This is a genomic window from Secundilactobacillus folii (assembly GCF_009720675.1).
Classification (GTDB): Bacteria; Bacillota; Bacilli; order Lactobacillales; family Lactobacillaceae; genus Secundilactobacillus; species Secundilactobacillus folii.
This window is the reverse complement of the sequence record NZ_WNJO01000004.1, coordinates 39,249-61,535: the sequence shown is the minus strand read 5'-3', so window position 1 is coordinate 61,535 and position 22,287 is coordinate 39,249. Positions and strand designations below refer to the sequence as shown.

Here is a 22,287-nt window from a genome sequence, read left to right as displayed (position 1 = left end):
GAATTTCTCAGAATTAAATACCAGGAACGGTTAAGTCTTTGATTCTGCTGAATCCTGATGCGTATGACGATCAACGAATCCCTGGACTGCAAATTCAACGGACTGATAACTCACAGCCGCTAGCCATGCGCCACCAATCACATCCGTTAAAAAGTGAGCCTGTAAATAGATTCGCGAGAGGCAAACCAGACCAAACCAGCCACTCAAAATGACGATTTGAAGCACACGGTTTCGGACCAACACTGGGTGCCAAAAGTGTAAGACAACGATCACTAATAACAGTGAGCCCATCACGTGGGAGCTAGGATAACTAAAGCCTTGGGTCTGCGTGAGCTGAGCCAGCGGTCGTGGCCGGCGCAGTAAATCTTTCAGTACCCAGCCAATCCCATTTGTAAATAGGAAAACTGAAATCACCAGAGCACCCTTCTGTAAATCTTCACGAATAATAAAGAAGAGTGCGATGAGCATTCCCAATCCTAGTGTGACCATGGGGGAACCCGTGATTGAAATCAGATTGAAGATGATGGTACGGCTTGGACTGACAAAGTGTTGAACAACCCCAGTAATCTGTCGATCATAGGCCAAAGTATACTGAGTTAAGCAAACCAGCATTGAAAAAATAATGAAACCGCACCAATTTAACGCGATTGGTCCAATTTCTTTTGCGCGCGACATCCAATCACCTCTTTTCACGAATTAGAAACGCTGGGCGGTGCTTGGTTTCTAAGTAGATCTTGCTAATGTATTTACCAATAATGCCAAGACTAAATAGCTGAATACCACCAACGAATAAAATGATTGAGACTAGAGACGCCCAACCCATTGTCGGATCACCAAACATCATTTTTCTAACCACTACGGTGACCATCCCAATAATGGCCAGCACAAACGCGCTAATACCACCCCAGGAAGCCAGCGTAAGGGGAAGCTCAGAATAGTCCAAAATACCACCTAACGAGTAATCTAGCAGTTGCCTCATTGACCAATGCGTCTCACCGGCAACTCTAGGCCGATTCTTAAACGTGATCGTCTCTGTTTTGAAGCCGACCCAGCTAAAGATTCCCTTCGAAAAACGATTTGATTCAGGTAAGGCAAGAACAGCTTTTACTACGGCACGCCGCATCAGGCGATAATCCCGAACACCCGGCTGCATCTTGACCTGTGAAATATGATTAATCAGTTTATAAAATAGGTTGGATAACCATGATCGAACTTTTGGTTCTCCTTTTCGGTCACCCCGCTTTGTGGCGACAACATCGTTATCCGTGGTATTCAAAATGCGAATCATTTGAGGTAGTAATTCGGGTGGGTCCTGGAGGTCAACATCCATGACAGCCACATAATCACCCTTGGCTTGTTCTAAGCCGGCTTTTAAAGCAGCTTCTTTACCAAAATTTCGCGAGAAATCAACGAAATGAACCTGATGAGGCGCGGAGGCGTTAATAATTTTCATTTGGTCAAGGCTCTTGTCCGTTGAGCCGTCGTTAACAAACCAGTACTCCCATCGATACATCTCGGTTTCCTTTTCGCAAAACGTGAGTAGTATCGACTCAATCGTGCGATAAAAAATTGGAATTGCAGCTTCTTCGTTATAACAAGGTACAACGATTGAAATAGTTTTCATTTCGGGCTCCCTTCTTCTTATCAAACTTGATGCCCTTAGTTTAGAAAAAAGAAAGATTTTAAAATACAGCCAAAATAAAAGAGTTTTATTAGAAAATATCAGAAATGCTTGCAATGGTAAGACTTGGGCAGTTCTCAGGGAAGGGTGTCTAGTTTATCCAAGGAAAAATTTTACACAAATTCAAAATAAAAAGGCTAACAGCTCAAACTTCTAAGTTTGAGCTGTTAGCCTCCATGCTGGATACCTGATATTAACTTAATTGATACTTAGGATTGTTAAAACTGAGGGTAAAAATTGTGCCTACTGGCTGATTCGAAGTGACATCTAGTTCGATTTGATTCAGATTAGCTAATTGTTTAGCAATTGATAAACCCAAGCCAGTTCCTTGAATATGCTCATCGCGAGCAAAATCACCGCGGTAAAATCGATCGAAAACTCGTGGCTGATCTTCAGGTTTGATCCCCGGACCTTCATCAGTAACCGACAATATAATTTTAGTATCGGTAGTCTGAATTTTAACTGAAATTAAACTCCCTTTTGGGGAGTATTTGCCTGCGTTATCAAGCAACGTCCGTAGAATTTGTTGGACGTTATCAGCATTGGTGTACACCACAGCGGAATGGTCTCCAGTGACAGCAATTCGTTGGGATAAAACTGCTCGCTCCTCCTCAACCGTTTCAAACACAACGTCAGAAAGGTTGATATAACTTCGTTCACTTTTGGCACGATCGGCTCTTGATAAAACAAGCAGCTGATTGACCAGCCTTTGCATCCGGGTTGCTTCATCGGTAATAAACGCCACGGAGTGATTCACGAGTTCTGGATGACTCTTTCCCCGTCGTTGAATTAACTTACTGTGACCCAAAATGACGGCAATTGGCGTTCGTAACTCGTGGGCAGCATTCGAAACGAACGCTTTTTCCTGCTCACTTTTTTGATTGACGGTCTCTAGCAGTTGGTTAAAACTACTAGCTAACTGTTCAACCTCAAGGGGATTATCAGGTACCGGCAACGCTGACGCATAGTCATTCGCATCTTGACTTTGCTTGGCAGCGGCATTAGTCAGTTGCAACAGAGGACGCGTCAGTTGTTTGGCACTGAGCGTGATTAAATAGCTGCCAATGGTCAATCCAAGTAGTAAAAAGATGACCACGGTCATCAGTACTGAGATAAGAACAGCGACCATGGGTTGCAAGCTCAACCAAATTTCGGAACGGATGCCTAAGCGGGTCCCAGAACGGTAGTACATAAAGCCATAATGACTAACGTAAGTTAATGCTGGAAATCCCAAAACGTGAATTTTCTTAGCCTTTAAAAAGTCCTGGGTCCCCTTAGAGTAATAGGTGCCAGGTGCTTCGCCGATCCGACTATTATGCACACGAACGAAAGTATCCCGAGTGTTGATCGTGCTACTTTTTCGCCACTGATTCCAATCGGGACGGTCATCAATGATGGATCTTTTCAAACTACTTAACAGCTCAACAGACTCCTGTTGACGCTGGCGCACTAACTGAACACCCACTACCGACACAACGCCGAAGCCAATCAGCAACGCAAAAACCGTAAATAAAGACATAAATCGGCTTTGAATCTGTTTGGTGGTCGTTTCTGGCCGTTTATTTTTAGACGCCATTTTAATCTCCTAACCCTGATAATTAGCGCTTAAAACGTAACCAATACCTCTTACGGTGTGAATCAGCTGGTGTTCAAAATCGTGATCGACTTTTAAGCGCAGATACCTAATGTACACGTCCACAACGTTGGGCTGTCCTTCAAAATCAATGCCCCAAACCGTGTTCAATAAGTCATCGCGTGACATCGTCTCACCAGAATGCTGAATCAAGGTCAAAAGCAACTCATATTCACGCTGTGTGAGCTGAATAATCTTATTATTTCGGGTAACCTGTCTAAGTTTGGGATTCAGCACCAGGTCATCAACCCGATAATTTTGGGTCTCTTCCTGCGGTGTGTGCTTCTTTTTATGCCGTAAGATAACACGTAACCTTGCCAGTAATTCCTCAATTTCAAAGGGCTTGGTGATATAATCATCCGCACCAGTATCGAGACCTGCAACTTTATCACCAACGTAATCCCGTGCGGTCATCATGATCACCGGAATATCACTATTTCGTCGAATCCGTCTTAAAACTTCTAGACCATCTAATTTAGGCAACATCCAGTCCAGTAAGATTACATCCAACTGGCCACGCAAATTTTCAAATTCCTGTAACGCCTCTTTACCGTCTTGAGCCGTAAAGATAACATAATCTTCGAATTGAAGCTCCGTTTTTAAATAATCCGTCAAACCCGCTTCATCCTCAACTAGGAGTAGGGAAGTCGACATCTTGTTCACCCCGTTTAATTCCATTTTAAATAGCTAAGAACCTTCTTTTTTATCATAAAGGACTTAGCGAAAAAAGTCCTGTGATTTTCTCATATTTGTTTAAATAACTAGCAGATGACCGTTGCCTGTTTTAATTAATCCTGTTTCTGAGAAATTATAAGAACTTCCACATCTAAACCCGCTATTTCTCCTGTTTAAAATCAATTATGATTCAGGTATTCAAGAGAAAAGAGGTTGATACCCCATGTTAACAGCGCTACTTGCATCAGTCTTAAATGTTCAACACCTCCTGCCTGCACTGATTGCTCAGTACGGCAGCTTAGTATATGGGGGTTTGTTTTTAGTGATCTTTATCGAAACGGGCGTCGTCATACTGCCATTTCTACCAGGTGATTCCCTACTCTTCTTAAGTGGTTCACTGGCAGCCCTCAGCACCCATTCACTCAACCATCTGGTTTTAATTTTACTACTATCTGTCGCAGCAATAGCAGGTGACAGCCTCAATTTTGAAATCGGTAAACGCTTTGGTCACCACCTTAAAAATCCACGCTGGCAAAAACTAATCAAGCCAAAACGTCTGGAACAAGCAAGTAACTTCTACCAACGGTATGGTAGCCTCGCCATATTTTTAGGTCGCTTCATGCCGATTATCCGAACGCTGATTCCCTTCACAGCTGGTATCAGTAAAATGCCTTACCGCAAGTTTATCCTCTTCAACGTTTTAGGCGGGGTCAGTTGGGTAACCGTAGCAGTTTTATCAGGTTACTTATTTGGTAATATTCCTGGAGTTCAGACCCATTTTGAATTGATTATGATGGCAATCGTCGTGATTTCCTTAGTGCCAGCAGCTATTTTGGCTATCCGATCAAGACGACCAAAGATCAATTAGTTAGATTCAGACAAATAAAATAGGAAAAGTTTTTAAATTAAATATCTGTTTTAAGATCCCAGATTTAAGAACGGCGCATCACTATAAAGCGAGACTCCTCGTCAGATAGTGATACGCCGTTTTTATTTATGTGTTTTCCATAAAGCTGTTCATCTGCTCAAATTCGACTCGAGAGTCATTCAAGTCAGCCAAGCCGTAGCACCAGCAGAGCAGACTTTAGATTATCTTGTTGACTATCCGAACACCATTAAGTTAAGAATCATCTCAAACTATCGACAAAATAAAAAAGCCATCAAATTAGATGACTTCAATCTACGCTCGAACTTTTATAATCGGGAAAACAGGATTTGAACCTGCGACCCCTACGTCCCGAACGTAGTGCTCTACCAAGCTGAGCTACTTCCCGTTTGCTGTCAGTATAACAACAAAAATGCACCCAGTAGGAGTCGAACCTACAACCTTCTGATTCGTAGTCAGACACTCTATCCAGTTGCGCTATGGGTGCAAATAATATTAACTTAATGCCGAGGACCGGGATCGAACCGGTACGGTCATCACTGACCGCAGGATTTTAAGTCCTGTGCGTCTGCCAATTCCGCCACCCCGGCAGGAATAAACGCAAAAAGCGGAAGACGGGATTCGAACCCGCGACCCCCACCATGGCAAGGTGATGTTCTACCACTGAACTACTTCCGCACAATGCCGACTAGAGGATTCGAACCTCCGACCTCCTCATTACTAGTGAGATGCTCTGCCAACTGAGCTAAGTCGGCGAAAGTGATGTTTATATTTGCGTTAAATGCGGGTGAAGGGACTCGAACCCCCACGTCGTAAGACACTAGAACCTAAATCTAGCGCGTCTGCCAGTTCCGCCACACCCGCATGGTGATCCTGGTTAATGAGCCGTGACAGTCTCGAACTGTCGACCCTCTGATTAAAAGTCAGATGCTCTACCAACTGAGCTAACGGCTCAATGGAGGATACAGGGCTCGAACCTGTGACCCTCTGCTTGTAAGGCAGACGCTCTCCCAACTGAGCTAATCCTCCATGATGCTCAAAAGGTGAACAATTACGATCGACCTCTTCGAAACAACTATTACAGTTTATCATCCTGTGAAATTACTGTCAACAACTTTTTAAAATTGAATGAATAGTTATCCAGAAATAATTATGCGTCCAACAAACTGCAAGAACTATATTACACGTATTTGAATAAAAAAGCTAGTCCTTTTTTTAATTTATTTAACTGTATTTCAACACTCTGAACTACTGCTATCATTCTCATTAGGTTCATCAATTCACGACCAAATACCAACTAAGAGGCCATGAGAGATTTTAAATATTAGCACTCTTGATAATGAATAAGTTTGCTGTTTGGTTTTATAAAAATGTAATTAACATTGAAGTTAACGACCCAGGGCATTAATTGACTGAATAAATGCTAAATCAGGGATCAACCAAGATTAATGGGGGTGGGCCTCCAGTCCCGACTGGATAACACTATAAAAGGTGGGTTCCCAAACAATCGGGAAACCCACTCTTGATCTCACTATACTCTGTGCGCTAACCAATTTTTGGTGCCCACTAGACCGTTTACTTTTCCTTCACAATCTTGGTTTGACCGCCCATGTATGGCTGTAATACTTCAGGAATGTTGACGGTGCCATCGGCATTTTGATAGTTTTCCAAAATCGCCGCCACAGTCCGTCCAACAGCCAGACCAGAGCCATTCAACGTATGAACATATTGAAGTTTCCCGTTCTCGTCACGGTATTGGATATGCGCCCGACGAGCCTGAAAGTCGGTACAGTTTGAACAGCTTGAAATTTCCCGATACTTATCTTGGAACGGTAACCAGACTTCCAGGTCATGAGTCATCGCAGCAGTAAAGCTCATGTCACTGGTGGTCAAAGTGATAACATGATGCGCAATCCCCAGTTTCTTTAGTAAGTCCTCGGCGTGGTTAGTCATTTTTTCCAAGGCATCCCATGAATGCTCTGGCTTCGTAAACTGAACCATTTCAACCTTATTAAATTGGTGTAACCGAATAAGGCCACGGGTATCTCGCCCAGCACTTCCTGCTTCTGAACGGAACGCTGGCGTTAAAGCCGTAAACTTCACTGGTAATTTTTCAGTATCGATCACCTCATCGCGGTAATAGTTGACTAGCGGTACTTCGGCAGTTGGAATCAGTGTTTCGTCAGCCTCTTTTAATGAATAAACATCTTCGGTAAACTTTGGAAATTGACCAGTACCGTACATTGAATCACTGTTGACCATGTACGGTGGCAGAACTTCCGTAAAACCAGCCTTCTCATTTTCATCAAGAAAGAAGTTATACAGGGCACGTTCCAAACGAGCTCCCTGGCCGATATAGTACAAAAAGCGACTGCCTGAAACTTTAGCACCACGTTCAAAATCCAGGATACCTAATGCCTCTCCAATGTCCCAATGTGATTTTGGCTTAAAATCAAAAGTGGGAATGTCGCCCCACTTTCGCAGTTCGACAGACCCATCCTCAGTTAGGCCAACGGGAACGTTGTCGTTGGGGATGTTTGGTAATCTAGATGCTTTATCGTGGACGTCTTCTGCAATCTGAGTGAGTTGCTCGTCCATTGCTTTAATATCAGCACTGACCTGCTTCATCTGATTGATCTTACCAGATGCGTCTTCCTTGTTACGTTTCAATTGTGAAATCTCATCTGACACCTGGTTGCGTTCAGCTTTCATCGTTTCACTTTTAACGATCAAGTCACGTCGTTTTTGATCTAAATTGACCAGATCATCGATCTCAGCAGCTTCAATACCACGAGTCGCGAGCTTTTCTTTTACAAAATCCGTTTCTGTCCTAACTAATTTTAAATCGATCATCATGTTGCTCCTCTCTTTATTTGGCCCGCAAAAAAAGCTTTCGCCCCAAAAATTGGGACGAAAGCTCGCGGTACCACCCAAGTTTACAGCATAACTGTACACTCAAATATCGGTAACGGTGATCAACCGTACAGCATTACCTGTCCGCTTTCATGTACTGGAGTTTCGATGAACGGTTCACAGCAACCCGTCTCTCTGAACATCTACTTAAAGGTACATTGCGTTTGCTAATTGCATTCATTGTAAATGATTTATCCCTAGAAAGCAACTGGGTTAAAGGTCAAGCTCAGTTATTTTTTGATCGACTAATGCCAGCACTTTCTTTTGGGCTGAAGCATCTTCAACAAAGTCCAACTTATCGCCATCGATCTGCATCTTTGGTGATTTGTCGTAGTGGCTATACCAGTCCGAATACCGAGCGTCTAACTCTTGGTAGTAATCATAAAGGCTGGGGTCCTTATCCACCTGTTCATAAGAGCGCCCACGTTTTTTAATTCGTGATAGCATCGTCTTAAAGGAAATGTTGATGTGAATCAGTAGGTCAGGATTCTTACGATGATGGGTATTCGGTAACTCCTCCATCATATTGCTTAAAAGTGAATTATAAATGTCAGATTCGGTTTGCGTCGCACGACCCAAATCGGCATTTAGCTTAAACAACAGGGAATCTTCAAAGATTGAGCGATCCAACACTGACTCATCATCTTTTGAGGCCGCTTTGATACTTTCCAGACGCTTATTCAGAAAGTAAATTTGGAGCAAAAAACCATATTTTTTCGGGTCCTTATAAAATAGCGGCAAAATTTTGTTATCATCCACTGATTCATAAAAAGCAGGTTTGTGCAGATGTTCCGCAAGTAAGTTGGTCAGGCTAGTTTTCCCAGCACCAATAGTTCCTGAAAGTACAATCATCAAATATTTCTCCTTTAGCTTTAAAACTCAGTACTTTATATTGTATCATTGCAATTGTTAAATGCAACATGTAGTAGATAAACATCTTAACCCCGTTTCAATAAAACCATGCAATTCAAACTTTGAAAGCCAAATTTAGAGTTAAAAGGAAAGTATTTTCGGCATTTTAAATTTAAAAAAGTGCCGATGGAAAATATTTCCACCAACACTAAACGATTCAAATCTTAGTTTCTTTATGTGGTTTTACATCCACCTGATCCAACGGAATGAGGTGGGTATGATAACGAATTTTGTAGTAAAAATACAGGATAAAGAACAGCGGCACACTCAAATAGGTGACACCAATTTGTTCCCAATCGAAGTTTGCAAACGCCGAAACATTTTGACCAGCAATGACCACGATACACAAAATCAGTGCCAAAATTGGGCCAAACGGGAACCACTTAGCATGATACTTCAATTCGGACAAATCGTGACCCTGCTTAATGAACGCCCGCCGGAACCGAAAGTGGGAAATCGCGATCCCCAGCCAAGCAATGAAGCCAGTTAACCCAGACGCAGCAACCAGCCAGGTGTAAACTTCTGGACCGGTGATTCCCGTAATGAAGGTCAACGCACCAATGATGGTAGTCGCAACCTGCGCTCGTAATGGCACCCCGTTTTTAGTCGTGTGCTGGAAATATTTAGGTGCAAAGTGGTCAAGCGACAACGAATAAAGCATTCTTGAGGAAGCATACATGCCTGAATTTGCTGCCGACATGACGGAAGTCAAAATAACGGCGTTCATGACACTTGCTGCTGCTGCCAGACCTGCACGTTGGAAAACGAGTGTAAACGGACTGATGGAGACGTCTGAAGCCGACGATCCTAATAGTTTAGGACTGGTGTACGGAATCAGGCAAGCAATGACGAAAATCGCTAAAATATAGAATAACAGGATTCGCCAAAAGACCTGGTTAATTGCTTTGGGCACACTCTTTTCAGGAGTGGCCGACTCGCCAGCAGTGATGCCAACCAGTTCAGTGCCTTGGAATGAGAATCCAGCCACAACGAAGACACTTAAAGTTGCCGGAACACCACCAACAAATGGTGCTTTCTTATAGGTAAAGTTCTCTAAACCAGTTGCGTGCCCACCCAAAATACCAACAATCGTCAACACACCAACGATCAGGAAGATCACAACTGTGACGACTTTAATCATCGCCATCCAGTATTCGGTTTCACCAAATGCCTTAACTGTCAGCGCATTAATTAGAAAAATTAAAATTAGAACGATCGTACTCCAGATCCATCCAGGAATATTTGGCAGCCAAAATTTCATTACTAACGCCGCAGTACTAATATCCACAGCCAGTGTGATCGCCCAGTTGAACCAGTAGTTCCAACCCATCGCAAAACCTAACGCCGGATCAACGTACTTGGTTGAGTAAGTTGCAAAGGAACCGGAAACCGGCATATTAGTTGCCATTTCACCAAGGGAGGTCATCAAAAAATAAACCATGACCCCTAAAGCAACGTAGGCTAACAGGGCACCGCCCGGTCCAGCCTTTGAAATTGCCGAACCACTTGCGACGAAAAGGCCAGTTCCAATACTGCCGCCCAAGGCAATCATTGAAATGTGTCGCGTTTTTAGTTCACGTTTCACTTCGTTGTCACTTGTTCGATCTGCCATTTTTTACACTCACTTTCACGTTCATTTTGCCAATAAAAAAGAGCCGCACGCAGCTTACCTGCGAGACGACCCGAATGATCATTCTAACGTAGGAAGCTCTCCGCAACACATCGTTGCGACAGTCCCAGTCTTCTTAAGACAGGTCCCAGCCTCCTGTACTATCAGCTACAGCCGGCTTCGGCGAACCACCCTTTGACTTGCAATCATCGAACCTGACAGTTCTCACGCAAGCGACTCTTTTGATTCGCGCCTCTTCTTTTTTGATGTTTCAATACTAACCCGTGCGACTTTAAAATGCAACCCCGGGTCTGCAGCGAATGCTAGCGCCAAGTATAAGTGTGTCACTAAGCTAATTAACACGTTTCGGCGGATAAAACGTGACTAAAATGCAACTTGTGACTCTCGTGAACATTCGTCGTCAAAACACTGCCACTCGAAGTCAATAGCGCCACAAAAAGTCAAATTGATTTAATAACCTCCAGCTTTCAAAATGTATTTTTATTCCCGATCCCGCCGGTAGATCAATTCGGTTGCTCCAGGTTGAAATAAGGCGGTTTGGGAATGGGTAAACGCGTCAACATAGTGGAAACCCAACTTTTGGATCACTCGTTTAGACCGCTGGTTATCCTGAAGATGGCTCGCCCAAATCGTATCTAACTCATTTTGGTCAAACAGAGCCTTGATCAACGCTTGACCAGCTTCAGTCATATAACCCTGACCCCAATATGAACGGTTCAAAACGTATCCTAAATCGGCTGTGCGAGGTTCCTGCAAACCATCATTTCCCATCCGCGGGTACAACCCAATACTGCCAATGACTCGCTGTGTCCGAAGTTCAACGATTGCAAAAATTTTCTTTTTCGTCAGACTTTTTAACATATAAGCGGCATCTGATTCACTGTGTGCGTACTGAAAACCTGCTGAATGAGCACTTTGGGCATCACCCACAAAGGCGTAAAAATCAGCCAGGTCAGATTCCACAAATGGCCGCAAAAGCAGTCGTTTGGTCTGAATATTTTCCATCATTTGATCGTTCCCTTTTTACAGAAGTGCAAAATGCGTTAAAATAAGGATATCGGTTTTTGACACTACACTTTTTTAGCTGATTTAATTATAGATTACAATTAGGATGATGACTATGCAAATTGTTAAAGAATCACTCGGCAGTGATACCGCTGCTTACTTACAAGGATACTTGCGCGCCACAAACCCTGACGATGATGACCAGACTTTACCAGCTGTCATCATCATTCCAGGCGGTTCGTATACGCACATTCCGCAACCGCAAACTGAAACATTAGCACTGGCCTTTTTTAACCTTGGCTATCAGGCCTTTTTCCTGCGTTACAGCGTAGTTGATGAAAAGCAGCCACTCTATCCAGCACCACTGGTAGAACTGGCAAAGTCATTTAGCATGCTACGAGCTAAAAGCGCTGACTGGCACGTCGATTTCGACCGAGTGGCCGTAGCAGGCTTCTCAGTCGGTGGACAGGTGGCAGCCCTTTACAATGATTACTGGGATGCGCCTTGGTTGGCTGAACAGGCCGGTGCAAAGAGTGAAGAGTTCAAACCAGCTGCCGTTATTTTGGGCTACCCTGAAATCAGTCCAAAGCTTGGCTTCCCGGTTAAAGAAGGGATGCTTGAACAGTGGACCGATGACCCAGATTCACTAGCTGCAGATGAACATGTGACTGCGACAAACGCGCCAACTTTCATCTGGGTCACAGCTGATGATCCCTTAGTGCCATCGACAAATAGTTTGGCGTACGCCACTGCACTTAGCCAAGCCAAAGTACCCTATGAATTACACGTCTTCCGCCACGGTCCACATGGATTAGCACTCGCCAACCATTTGACAGCCTGGAAGCGCGAAGCCAATCAGCCGCACGTTGCCCACTGGGTTACATTAGTTGAGGAATGGTTGAACGACACACTGTAAATTTAAGTCTCAAAAAGAAGCCTGACTTTCAGTAAATACTGAAAATCAGACTTCTTTATTGTTTATTAAATCATGATCAGTAATATGAATTTGCTAAAAACCTCATCTTGATCAGTTTCGGCGCCAACCACAAATATAACCATTCACTGATTTGGAGCCATGCGTAGGCTAGTAACATTGCCCCCAAGGTATCCGAGGGGTAGTGCGCACCGAGATAAATACGCGAAACTGCTAGTAAAAGCAACCACAATACCATTACTGTCCGCGTTAGAATCAGTTTCCAATCAGTCTGGATCATTGGTGTTACAACGATCCACAAAACGGCGAGAACTAGCGTCATGCCGAATACATGGCCACTGGGGAAACTGTAACCATTGTCTGCTGCTAAATGACCAAATGGACGGGCCCGTTGGACAATATCCTTAGCGAGGGTTGCAACAATGTCGCCGCCGATGATAGTGCCAATGGCCCATAAAGCCGGAATCTTAAACTTGAACCCCCACAATAGAAAAGCAATGATAAGGATCCATATAATATCCATCGTTGGACTACCAAGAAAGGATACGACCGTCATAATTGTTGCTTTAAAATTCGTCTGATGTTTTTGAATCACACCAATAAAAACACTATCAATGAAGTTTAATAGACCTGATTGGGCCATTACAACAGCCGCTAGAAAAGCAAACAAGCCTCCGCTAACCAACAAACGATACGGTCGGTCGCGTTCTTGTTCAATGATCATTGTTACTTCCTCCCATTATTTACGAATTCGCACTGCAAAATTGAGTATAGCATACATTATTGCACGTCTGATATGAAGTCTTGATTGTTAGTAGAATATTAAAAAAGGTTTGCCTTAAATGTATCCGCATTCAATTTAATCAGGCATTTTAAGTCACTCCAAAATATGCTAAAGTTGTTGAGGATTATTTTAATTGCTATTATTTTGACCTTAATCAAGAGAGGAATTTGACATGATTCAAACAATGCTACTAATGATTGGTGTTGGTCTATTTGCCGGGATTGCAGGCGCTATTTTAGGCCTCGGCGGTGGTATTATCATCACACCCGTTTTAACCCTGGCAATGGGGTTAGATATCAAATATGCGATTGGTGCCAGTATCATTGCTGTTATCGCCACCAGTTCAGGCTCGACAATTGCCTACCTGCGAGATGAGGTCCTCAATTTAAGGGTTGCAATGTTTTTGGAAATTGCCACGACTATCGGTGGGATTGCTGGCGCGTTACTGACTGGTGTCTTGAACCCAAAGTATTTGTATTTGCTATTCGGTGCCCTGCTGGTCTTTTCTGGCTGGAACATGTGGCGCAAGCTTCGCCGCGGACAGGAAAATCTGGCTAACGTCAAAGCTGACCCAATTGCCACTAAGCTAAAACTTAACGGCAGCTACTTCGACAAAGCCGAATTCAAGGAAGTTCATTACCAAGTTGAACAGGTTCCTCAAGGTTTTCTTGTCATGCTCGGTGCTGGCCTAGCCAGTGGCATGCTTGGAATTGGGTCCGGTGCGTTCAAAGTCACTGCAATGGATACTTTCATGAAGATGCCTTTAAAGCCTTCCTCGGCCACCAGTAATTTAATGATGGGTGTGACAGCAGCTGCCAGTGCCACGGTGTACTTTTTTAACGGTTCGATTCTGCCCAATATCGCGGTACCGTTGGCTTTGGGAATTTTAGTTGGTGCCGTACTTGGCTCAAGAATTATGCAGGTCTTGCCAGCACGGGTGATTCGAATCATCTTTATTCCGGTCATTTTATTTATCGGTTTACAAATGCTCTATAAGGGAATTGGAGGTTAACCAGATGCCAGAAAAACAATCAAGTGCCACCGAAAAAGAAATGGAACACATTGAGATCATGATCGGTCGCATTCTGCAAATTGGTGTCATCGTTGCCGCAATCATCATGTTACTGGGCCTGATTCTCTTGTTAGTCCATGGTGGCAATGGGGGCTACCCTGTTGGTCACCAACCAACGACGATCAAATCAATTTTGCTGGGGACTATTGCACTCAAACCCTACGCCGTTATGATGGTCGGCATGTTTTGCTTAATTTTAACGCCGGTACTTCGTGTTGTCGTTTCAATCTACGCCTTTTACAAGGAGCATGACACGCTCTACGTCTGGATCACAACGTCTGTACTGATCATTTTATGTATTAGTTTTATCATTGGTCATACAGTTTAAAGATTGATTTTAAAGTATCAATACGTCACATAGTGAATCCAAGACTGAATTTAGATACTAAATTCGACCACAAAAGCGGTACTAGATAAATTCTCAATGGGAGAAATTTATCTAGTACCGCTTTTTATCATTTTAATCGAGTTCCTAGAATATATTGACTTACAACCTTGGATTATGCCGATTCTCATGTCGCCAACGGCTAGATAGCTTGAGCATCAAACGGGCTTGCAGCCGGTTAAATAACTCTGCCAGTAAAAAGCCAAACGCAATTGCCCCGGCAATGATGACAACCTGCAATAGGTAACTCAGTGCCAGCGAATTATCACCCAGCGCAAAGTTCTTAACCATCTGGTAAGCTTGTCCACCAGGAACAAATGGCACCAATGCCGGAATGTTAAAGTTGATCACTGGCATCTTCTTAAAACGAGCAGTCTGCATACTCAAGATACCAATCAGTAAGGCACCAATAAGATTGGACAGCGCCATGCCTAAAGAAGTGAGCATACACAACTTGTAGGCCAAATAACTCAGGGTACCGATCCAGCCGGCCATGTTCAGGCCTCGTCTGGGAACGTTGAGCAAAATACCAAAAGTAATTGTGGCGATGTAAGTTAGTATTAAATCTGTCACTAATTCAATCATTCATTCGTCCTCACAACACTTGAAGGATCATGGCGATCCCGCTGCCAATAGCAATCGCACTCATCAGTGCTTCAATACCTCTAGCAATCCCGCTGACCAGGTCGCCAGCTAAGATATCACGCACCGCATTAGTCAACGGAACACCAGGAACTAGAGGCATGACACTTCCAATAATAATATCATCCACGCTGTTGCCTAAATTAGCGCGCACAGCAAGAATCGCCATTGCTCCAATTGCGACAGATGCTAAAAACTCGCTCAGAAATCGAACCCGTGCTAACTGATTAACACCATAAAAGACTGCCCAACCAATCAATCCGATGACACATGTAATGAGAAAATCCTGATAATTATTTCGAAAAACAACTTCCAGAGTGCCACTCACTAAGCCGGCCGATATCAGTTGCAGCCAAAACGAAAAATAAGGAGGATTTTGCTCGAGTTTAGTTAGCAAGTCATCAAATTGTTCTAGAGAAATGCTGCCTGCAGCAAACTGTCGTGAATAATCGTTAACTAATGAAATCTTTTCCAAATCAATGGTTCGCGAAGAGACGGGCTCAATCTGGGCATTTTCTTCACCAGAAATGGACATCATCATTCCGGTGATTGTAACGTAGACCTTACTATCTGGAAAACCAGCATTGATAGCAATTCGGTTGATCGTATCTTCGACCCGCGCAACTTCTGAACCACTTTCAATCATGATCCGCCCTGCATGAAGCGCTGTCTTGATCATCAAGTGTCCCCGATTATTCGACATGACTGATTCCTCCGTTCCATCCGTTTCTATTCTGATTATACTTTGAAAGCAGCCGTTAGACCATCGATATTACTACAAATTGAAAATACTGCCGAAACGCGCTCCGCAAGGCAAAGACCTATGTAGAAGGCCCCAATAGCCAAAACCCAAACCCGGGGTTTTCCTGTGGTTGCCTGTCATCTAGCCGAAACGCGCTCCGCAAGGCAAAGACCTATGTAGAAGGCCCCAATAGCCAAAACCCAAACCCGGGGTTTTCGCTATTGGGGCCTTCTACGCCGGTCTTTAACCGCCTTGCTTTGCGCTCTAGTCTACAAATATATAATGCGCTGCCTTATACCCAATCGTCAGATCCTGATCATCCGTTAGGTTCGTGACCAGTACCGGTCCCTCAAACGGATCATGCTTATTAACCGTTAACTTATCACCAATATCCAACTTAATATCACCGAGATATGTTAACAAATCATGATTATCAATAAACCTTGCCACCGTGACCGTTTGACCGTCCTTCACGTCATTTAAAATCAAATGAGATTCGCCGGCAAACTTTCCATGACGATCTGGAATTGTGCCGCCATGCGGACACTTTTTTGGATGATTCAAAGCGTCATCCAAGGCATTTGCCAACTTCTCACTCGTCACGTGTTCCAACTTTTCAGCTTCTACATCCAAATCTGGTAAAGCAAAATTGAGCTTTTTAACCAAAAAAGTTTCCCATAGTCGATGCTTGCGAACCAGTGTAACTGCTAAATCACGTCCCGTTGACGTTAGCGAAATTCCCGCGTACGGTTCGTGAACGACTAAGCCCTCTTCAGCCATTTTATTAATCATTTCTGTTACCGAGCCCGCCGCAATGTTTAAACTGATGGCGATCTGTTTATTTGATACTTTCTCACTCGTGCCACCGAGTTCGAAGATAATTTTTAAATAATCCTCTTTCATTGGGGTCATACTTATCTTACTCCTTGCTATTTCCCTGTTGCCTAGTCTTTAATTGCTGTTCCAAGTCCTCATTCAAAATCATGTCCTCATCACGTCCACGCACGTCCTCTGCCTGAAGGGTCACGTGACAAATACCGTACTTCGTGGCCAGCAATCGTTCAATTTGACGGTAAATCGGTTCCGCTTCACTCAGTAACATATCGCGCATGTTAATGTGGGCTGAAAACATGATCCGATTCTCATCAATCATCCAAATGTGAATGTGATGGACGTTGGTGATACCGTCAATCGACATTAAATCAGCCTTGATCGCATCATAATCCATCTGTGGCGCACCCTGCATTAAAATCGTGATGGAATTGCGCACAATTGGCCAAGATTCAAAAGTAATGTAGATTGCAACGATAATCGTAATAATCGGGTCAATCATGGTAACATTGTACCACTGAATCATCAGCGCACCGAAGATAACACCAACTGATGATAATGTATCACTCAGTAGATGCAAGTACGTTGCTTTCATATTCATGTTATGTTTGGCACCGCGATGCATCAAAATAGCGGAGGCTAAATTGGCAGCTAGACCAATCACCGCGACTACCATCATCAATTCGCCGTTGATGGTCTCCGGGTGACTCAGCCGTTTGGCAGCTTCAACCACCAAAAAAACGGATAGTACGATCAGCAAAAGAGCGTTCAACATGGCGGCTAAAATTTGAGCTCGACCATAGCCAAACGTATTGCGTTCATCTTCATCACGTTGACTAATTCGGTGGGCAATGTAGCTGATTACAATGGAAAAGGTGTCACCAAGGTTGTGAAAGGCGTCTGAAACCAACGATAAACTGCCGGAAAATATGCCACCAATTGCTTCCACCAGCGTAATACCAGCATTCAACATTGTGACCGAGAAGAATTTTTTACCTGTCATTTCTTTGCTGTCTGCCATACCAATTCCTCCTAGCGCATCCATTATCGCATTTTTAGGGGAATTGTGCTAGCGAGTTAGGCATTACAAATTAAAATCTTTTAACAGCTGTGAAGTCACCTTTGTAAAATTAAAATAAGCCATTGACAAACGACCTCCCAACTGAGATTTCATTTGCCAATGGCTTATTTTATCAAAATTTTAATGCAATGCGTTTTTTAAGATTATCAAAGTCAGTTACTGTGCGTTTACTAATGAACCTGCCCTAGTCAGCTTTTCATAAGCAAAATCGTGAACTGAAGTTTGTTCATCGGCCAGTACTTCAACAGTGCCTGTTGAAGTGAAACCAGACTTTTTAATGACGTGCTGCATGCCCTTATTATCAGGATGCGTATCAATTCGGATACCTTTGACTGAAGAGTGTTCTTCAATTTCTTTAAAGATAGCCGCAAACAACTTGCCTGAAAGGCCTTGGCCACGGTGATTTGCTGATACAGCAACTCGGTGGATGGCAACGTAATTATCACCACGCGTCAGCCACTCACCATCAATGACTTGATAGCTTTCGTCCGGTGCTGGAATGACCGCAGCCGTCCCTAAAACTTCATAGCCTTCGACAAGGACCATCGTGTGGCCGTTTTGAATATCGTCCACCAGCACGTTGGTATTCGGGTATCCCCCCTGCCATTGATCAATGTGTTGAGCCGCCAGGTGCTTTTTGCCATCCTGGATGATTGATTCGATTTGTGATAAATCTTTCATTTCTGCGCGACGTAAATACATTTGTTCCACCCCTTTTATTTCACAAGATTTTGATATCTTAACGCGAATAAGCGCGAAAGTCTACCAAAATCCTTCAAAAATATCCTAATAATTTCATTAAGAGCTTTCTAATTTTATGGGGTTGATATTTCAGGAATGAAAGCGTCATGCAAAATTAATTTCACATTTTATAAAAGCATCATTTAACAGGTAATAATCGCCTTTATAGCATGAAATATTTGTGGAAATTCACAAAGAATACCAATTTAATTGAAGTATTAGCTACTAACTTGATTGAATTATCCTTGGGTCGCTTTTAAATGATTTACTTCTTTTGATTATTACTTTAGAGAGACTCCAGGGTCCTGTCTCGAAACGCGCAAAGTAAGGCAGAGACCGATGTAGAAGGCCCTAATAGCCAAAACCCAAACCCGGGGTTTTCGGCATGGTTGCCTTTTATATTGCCGAAACGCGCAAAGCAAGGCAGAGACCTATGTAGAAGGCCCGAATAGCCAAAACCCAAACCCGGGGTTTTCGGCGTGGTTGCCTTTTATATAGCCGAAACGCGCAAAGCAAGGCAGAGACCTATGTAGAAGGCCCTAATAGCCAAAACCCAAACCCGGGGTTTTCGCTATTAGGGCCTTCTACGCCGGTCTCTTAACGCCTTGCTTTGCGCTCTACTGAAAAACCCCACCAGTTTAATCTGGCAGGGCTTCCCTAGTAGTAGGTTGACTGGCTAGCACTGAGAAAATCAATTTCTTAATTTTCACTTACCCGTCAATCAGAATACGATTACTGGCTCAGCTTACACTGAGCACTCAAAGCGCATTGAAGCGCCATCCATGGCATATTTGTCAAGTTTAGCGACTAGCGACGTTTATCAAACTACATTTAAAGACAAACTTCAAAAGTATTTCCAGTATTAGCCAATCGTGCCTACCACTACTGTAAGAATAACATTATCAACCGCACTTGGGAACAGATTAAGCCCTCTTTTGTGCGAAATTCATTAGCAGTCCGTATAAAATCATGCTGATCAAAATCACCACGAAAGTCGCCCCAATCGTATCTGCAACCATTGGCACATGCTTCAAACCAATATAGCAGGCCACCGAAACCGCCCAGACAAAAATCGCGATCCAGTTGACCCCACCGCGATACCAATACTGACCATGCACCTTGGTGAAGTCCTCAATCTCATAACGTTGCTTACGTAGCCAGAAGAAATCAACCAGAAAAATACCAATCTCTGGACCTAGCACCATGCCAATTCCATCTAGAAAGGCCGTGAAAACCGTTAAGAACGAAGCCACAAAAATCGGTAGAAACGTCACCGCTGTTGCAACCAACGTCACAACCCATAAACTGACGGTCAAACTTAATCGCCGGGTCATATTCGTTAGAGCAGATCCTGCAGACATCAAATTAACTGCATTTGCCGTAGTACTAGTTAAAATGATGACAATCATTGCTAAGAAGCCAAGACCCAGCTTACTGGCAATCGTACTGGGGTCAGAATTGTTGGGGTCGAAGTGATTAAGGGTGATGGCTGTCCCAATCGTTGCGATGACACCGATAAATGCAAACCAAAACAGCCCAAGATTCGCACCCAAAAATGATGCTTGAGTCGCGTTTTTGCGGACCCCAGTGAATCTCGAAAAGTCACTTGCCGCAGTGACCCAAGCCAAGTTGAAGGCAGCTAAAACATCAATCGCTGCTCCCGGTGTCATCCGCAAATTTCGGGGAGCACGCCAGGTCACAATTTGATGAAACGAAACAGTTTTAAAAACGACGATCGATTCCCAGATAACGAAAATGAAAACTAAGACGATCCCGATTCGTTCGATCATCTGCACCGAACGCTGCCCAAGCGAAATACTGAGCAGATGAAAAATACTCATGACGAAGATGCCCACGGCTAGACCCATCGTGCCACCTGGTTTGCCAAACACTGGCCAACCAAAGAGGTCATGAAATAGAAAGCTCATGGAAGTTGCCGCAATAAACGTGTTTACAGCCGCCCAGCCAATAAATTGCACTAAATTAATGACTGAAGGTAACAAACTGCCCCGCAGGCCAAACGATGCCCGGGTCAGAGTCATTGCCGTCAAACCAGTCTTATAGCCCATAAAGCTTGCGGCTGCCAGCAATAAGTATGAAACGATTCCTGAAATGATCAGCGTAGTTGAAGCTGTTAGAAAACCACAGGCGGCAATCACACCACCGATATACCAAGTTCCATTATTGGCATTAGCACCAACCCACGTTGCAAACATATCCCAGTACGACATGTGCCGAGAAGCCATAGGAATTGCTGGCACTTGCCCTAAACCATTCTTAGCCAATTTTCACATCTCCTAATCTGCTTCGTTGACAGCGTGCTTTGGTAGGATCAGATTCAAAACGATTCCAAGCACCGTGACGATCGACAAACCAGAAAAGGTTAAACCGCCAATCTGTAAAGTTGCATTTCCAATCCCAATGACCAAAATTGTGGCGGAAATGATGAGGTTCCGTTTTTCGTTAAAATCGATGTGATTATCAACGAGAACTCGCAGCCCGCTAGAAGCAATCACACCAAACAAGAGAAAACTGATCCCACCAATCACTGGTGACGGAATACTTTCAATCAGTGCACTTAACTTACCAATGAAGGAGAAGAGCACCGCAAAGAGTGCTGCTCCACCAAGCATATAGACCGAATGAACCCGGGTAATCGCCAGCACACCAATATTTTCACCATAACTAGTAATTGGCGGGCCACCAACTAAACTGGCAATGATCGATGCCGTTCCATCCCCAGCTAGAGTATGGTTTAAGCCCGGATCCTTGAAGAAGTTTCGGTGCGTTAATTTATTAAGCACCATGATGTGTCCCATGTGTTCAGTCATCGTGACAAATGCAATTGGAGCCATGCTCAAGATGGCATCAATATGCCAAGTCAAGGGATAGCTTAAAATTGGAATTTCAAAAGCCGGTAGTTTAAACCAGGGTGCCGACATGACCGGGCCAAAGTCCACGACCCCAGCCAGCACTGCAAAAATGTAACCGCAGACGATTCCCAGCAAAATAGGGATCAGGCCCAAAAAGCCCTTCAAAAACATGTTAAAGAAAACGGTAATGAGCAGGGTTGCCATGGCAATGGCAAAGGACACTAAACTGTAGTGACCGGAAACCATCGTAGCGTTCGTGGCGGCACTACCAGCTAGTGATAACCCAATCACCATAATGATTGGTCCGACAACGATCGGCGGTAACGCCTTATCGATCCAGTCGGAACCAATCAATGAAACTAAAACACTCACGATCAGATAAACCACACCAACGGCCAGGGTTCCTTGAGCAATCGACGGATAGCCAGCCTGCTTCATCAGACTTTGCATGACCACGATAAACGAAAAACTGGAACCCATATAAGCGGGAATCTTGCCCTTGGTGATCAAGATATACATCAGTGTCCCAACACCCGAACTAAAGAGCGCAATACCAGGATTTAAGCCAACTAGAATGGGCACTAAAACCGTTGAACCAAACATTGAAAATAAGTGCTGAATCGATAAGCCAACCCACTGCATGAAGGATGGCCGTTCCCAAATGTCCAAAACCGCATCCGGATTACGGTAACGCGTTTGTTTTGCCATGATTTCCTCCTTATTCAACGTAAAAACACCCCTATGCCCGCAGGTATAGAGGTGTCGTTTGCAGCTGTCGCCAGCACCGACCCCTTATTAGCCTCACGGGACTAAGTTAAAAGGTTGTTATTTAATTTTGAGTATAGGTAAGTTTAGTAACCGTGTCAA

The 22,287-nt window shown here is 43.8% G+C and carries 20 protein-coding genes, 8 tRNA genes and 1 riboswitch; of the genes, 4 read left to right on the top strand and 24 right to left on the bottom strand.

Annotated features, from left to right (window positions below; translation table 11 throughout):
• Nucleotides 1-30: 30 nt before the first annotated feature.
• The 4 genes from GM612_RS04330 to GM612_RS04315 all read right to left on the bottom strand — a co-directional run bounded on the left by GM612_RS04330 (nucleotide 31) and on the right by GM612_RS04315 (nucleotide 3,968).
• Nucleotides 31-675 carry a phosphatase PAP2 family protein gene (locus tag GM612_RS04330; RefSeq protein WP_155431163.1) on the bottom strand — a complete coding sequence of 215 codons (645 nt, stop codon included), beginning with the start codon at nucleotides 673-675 and terminating at the stop codon, nucleotides 31-33.
• Nucleotides 676-679: 4 nt separating this feature from the next.
• Nucleotides 680-1,624: a glycosyltransferase family 2 protein gene (locus tag GM612_RS04325; RefSeq protein ID WP_155431162.1), complete on the bottom strand. Its 945-nt coding sequence runs from the start codon at nucleotides 1,622-1,624 to the stop codon at nucleotides 680-682.
• Nucleotides 1,625-1,874: 250 nt separating this feature from the next.
• Nucleotides 1,875-3,257 (bottom strand): sensor histidine kinase, encoded by a 1,383-nt coding sequence (locus GM612_RS04320; RefSeq protein WP_155431161.1) that lies wholly within the window; start codon nucleotides 3,255-3,257, stop codon nucleotides 1,875-1,877.
• 9 nt (nucleotides 3,258-3,266) lie between these two features.
• Nucleotides 3,267-3,968, bottom strand: a complete 702-nt coding sequence (locus GM612_RS04315) for a response regulator transcription factor (RefSeq protein WP_155431160.1) — start codon at nucleotides 3,966-3,968, stop codon at nucleotides 3,267-3,269.
• A 244-nt stretch (nucleotides 3,969-4,212) separates the two neighbouring features.
• Here GM612_RS04315 and GM612_RS04310 point away from each other — a divergent pair, with 244 nt between their 5' ends.
• Nucleotides 4,213-4,857, top strand: a complete 645-nt coding sequence (locus GM612_RS04310) for a VTT domain-containing protein (RefSeq protein ID WP_155431159.1) — start codon at nucleotides 4,213-4,215, stop codon at nucleotides 4,855-4,857.
• 332 nt (nucleotides 4,858-5,189) lie between these two features.
• Here the strand turns inward: GM612_RS04310 and GM612_RS04305 are convergent.
• The 12 genes from GM612_RS04305 to GM612_RS04250 form a co-directional block, all read right to left on the bottom strand.
• Nucleotides 5,190-5,263: transfer RNA gene (locus GM612_RS04305), tRNA-Pro, on the bottom strand.
• 25 nt (nucleotides 5,264-5,288) lie between these two features.
• Nucleotides 5,289-5,362, bottom strand: a tRNA-Arg gene (locus GM612_RS04300).
• A 17-nt stretch (nucleotides 5,363-5,379) separates the two neighbouring features.
• Nucleotides 5,380-5,465, bottom strand: a tRNA-Leu gene (locus GM612_RS04295).
• Between the two features lie 16 nt (nucleotides 5,466-5,481).
• Nucleotides 5,482-5,553 (bottom strand) — tRNA-Gly (locus tag GM612_RS04290).
• Nucleotides 5,554-5,557: 4 nt separating this feature from the next.
• Nucleotides 5,558-5,630, bottom strand: a tRNA-Thr gene (locus GM612_RS04285).
• A 27-nt stretch (nucleotides 5,631-5,657) separates the two neighbouring features.
• Nucleotides 5,658-5,739: transfer RNA gene (locus tag GM612_RS04280), tRNA-Leu, on the bottom strand.
• A gap of 17 nt (nucleotides 5,740-5,756) precedes the next feature.
• Nucleotides 5,757-5,829 (bottom strand) — tRNA-Lys (locus tag GM612_RS04275).
• Nucleotides 5,830-5,831: 2 nt separating this feature from the next.
• A tRNA-Val gene (locus tag GM612_RS04270) sits at nucleotides 5,832-5,904 on the bottom strand.
• 546 nt (nucleotides 5,905-6,450) lie between these two features.
• On the bottom strand, nucleotides 6,451-7,728 hold the full coding sequence (gene serS, locus GM612_RS04265; protein ID WP_155431275.1) for a serine--tRNA ligase: 1,278 nt from the start codon (nucleotides 7,726-7,728) through the stop codon (nucleotides 6,451-6,453).
• A 273-nt stretch (nucleotides 7,729-8,001) separates the two neighbouring features.
• The gene (locus GM612_RS04260; protein ID WP_155431158.1) at nucleotides 8,002-8,640 is read right to left on the bottom strand and encodes a deoxynucleoside kinase; all 639 of its coding nucleotides are present in this window, start codon (nucleotides 8,638-8,640) and stop codon (nucleotides 8,002-8,004) included.
• Between the two features lie 217 nt (nucleotides 8,641-8,857).
• Complete coding sequence (locus GM612_RS04255; RefSeq protein WP_155431157.1) at nucleotides 8,858-10,312, bottom strand: amino acid permease; 1,455 nt, start codon at nucleotides 10,310-10,312, stop codon at nucleotides 8,858-8,860.
• An 85-nt stretch (nucleotides 10,313-10,397) separates the two neighbouring features.
• A riboswitch (Lysine riboswitch) is annotated at nucleotides 10,398-10,575 on the bottom strand.
• Between the two features lie 235 nt (nucleotides 10,576-10,810).
• Nucleotides 10,811-11,338, bottom strand: a complete 528-nt coding sequence (locus tag GM612_RS04250) for a GNAT family N-acetyltransferase (RefSeq protein WP_155431156.1) — start codon at nucleotides 11,336-11,338, stop codon at nucleotides 10,811-10,813.
• A 112-nt stretch (nucleotides 11,339-11,450) separates the two neighbouring features.
• Between GM612_RS04250 and GM612_RS04245 the strand changes: the two genes are divergently transcribed.
• Nucleotides 11,451-12,251 (top strand): lp_1002 family arylesterase, encoded by an 801-nt coding sequence (locus tag GM612_RS04245; RefSeq protein ID WP_155431155.1) that lies wholly within the window; start codon nucleotides 11,451-11,453, stop codon nucleotides 12,249-12,251.
• A gap of 76 nt (nucleotides 12,252-12,327) precedes the next feature.
• Here the strand turns inward: GM612_RS04245 and GM612_RS04240 are convergent, their stop codons facing one another.
• Nucleotides 12,328-12,993, bottom strand: a complete 666-nt coding sequence (locus GM612_RS04240) for a phosphatase PAP2 family protein (protein WP_155431154.1) — start codon at nucleotides 12,991-12,993, stop codon at nucleotides 12,328-12,330.
• 232 nt (nucleotides 12,994-13,225) lie between these two features.
• On the opposite strand from GM612_RS04240, the gene GM612_RS04235 reads away from it, so the two are divergent.
• Both GM612_RS04235 and GM612_RS04230 read left to right on the top strand, forming a co-directional pair.
• A complete protein-coding gene (locus GM612_RS04235; protein ID WP_155431153.1) occupies nucleotides 13,226-14,065 on the top strand; it encodes a sulfite exporter TauE/SafE family protein in 840 nt (279 codons plus the stop codon).
• A gap of 4 nt (nucleotides 14,066-14,069) precedes the next feature.
• Nucleotides 14,070-14,453 (top strand): DUF1634 domain-containing protein, encoded by a 384-nt coding sequence (locus GM612_RS04230; RefSeq protein WP_155431152.1) that lies wholly within the window; start codon nucleotides 14,070-14,072, stop codon nucleotides 14,451-14,453.
• 159 nt (nucleotides 14,454-14,612) lie between these two features.
• On the opposite strand, the gene GM612_RS04225 is transcribed toward GM612_RS04230, so the two are convergent.
• The 7 genes from GM612_RS04225 to GM612_RS04195 all read right to left on the bottom strand — a co-directional run bounded on the left by GM612_RS04225 (nucleotide 14,613) and on the right by GM612_RS04195 (nucleotide 22,128).
• A complete protein-coding gene (locus GM612_RS04225) occupies nucleotides 14,613-15,095 on the bottom strand; it encodes a threonine/serine exporter family protein (RefSeq protein WP_155431151.1) in 483 nt (160 codons plus the stop codon).
• A gap of 10 nt (nucleotides 15,096-15,105) precedes the next feature.
• A complete protein-coding gene (locus GM612_RS04220; protein ID WP_155431150.1) occupies nucleotides 15,106-15,855 on the bottom strand; it encodes a threonine/serine exporter family protein in 750 nt (249 codons plus the stop codon).
• 303 nt (nucleotides 15,856-16,158) lie between these two features.
• A complete protein-coding gene (locus tag GM612_RS04215) occupies nucleotides 16,159-16,806 on the bottom strand; it encodes a metal-dependent transcriptional regulator (RefSeq protein WP_155431149.1) in 648 nt (215 codons plus the stop codon).
• Nucleotides 16,807-16,813: 7 nt separating this feature from the next.
• Nucleotides 16,814-17,746: a cation diffusion facilitator family transporter gene (locus GM612_RS04210; RefSeq protein ID WP_155431148.1), complete on the bottom strand. Its 933-nt coding sequence runs from the start codon at nucleotides 17,744-17,746 to the stop codon at nucleotides 16,814-16,816.
• Nucleotides 17,747-17,962: 216 nt separating this feature from the next.
• Nucleotides 17,963-18,508 (bottom strand): GNAT family N-acetyltransferase, encoded by a 546-nt coding sequence (locus GM612_RS04205; protein ID WP_155431147.1) that lies wholly within the window; start codon nucleotides 18,506-18,508, stop codon nucleotides 17,963-17,965.
• 962 nt (nucleotides 18,509-19,470) lie between these two features.
• Nucleotides 19,471-20,832 (bottom strand): cytosine permease, encoded by a 1,362-nt coding sequence (locus tag GM612_RS04200; protein ID WP_425500330.1) that lies wholly within the window; start codon nucleotides 20,830-20,832, stop codon nucleotides 19,471-19,473.
• Nucleotides 20,833-20,844: 12 nt separating this feature from the next.
• Nucleotides 20,845-22,128, bottom strand: a complete 1,284-nt coding sequence (locus GM612_RS04195; RefSeq protein ID WP_155431146.1) for a uracil-xanthine permease family protein — start codon at nucleotides 22,126-22,128, stop codon at nucleotides 20,845-20,847.
• Nucleotides 22,129-22,287: the final 159 nt, after the last annotated feature.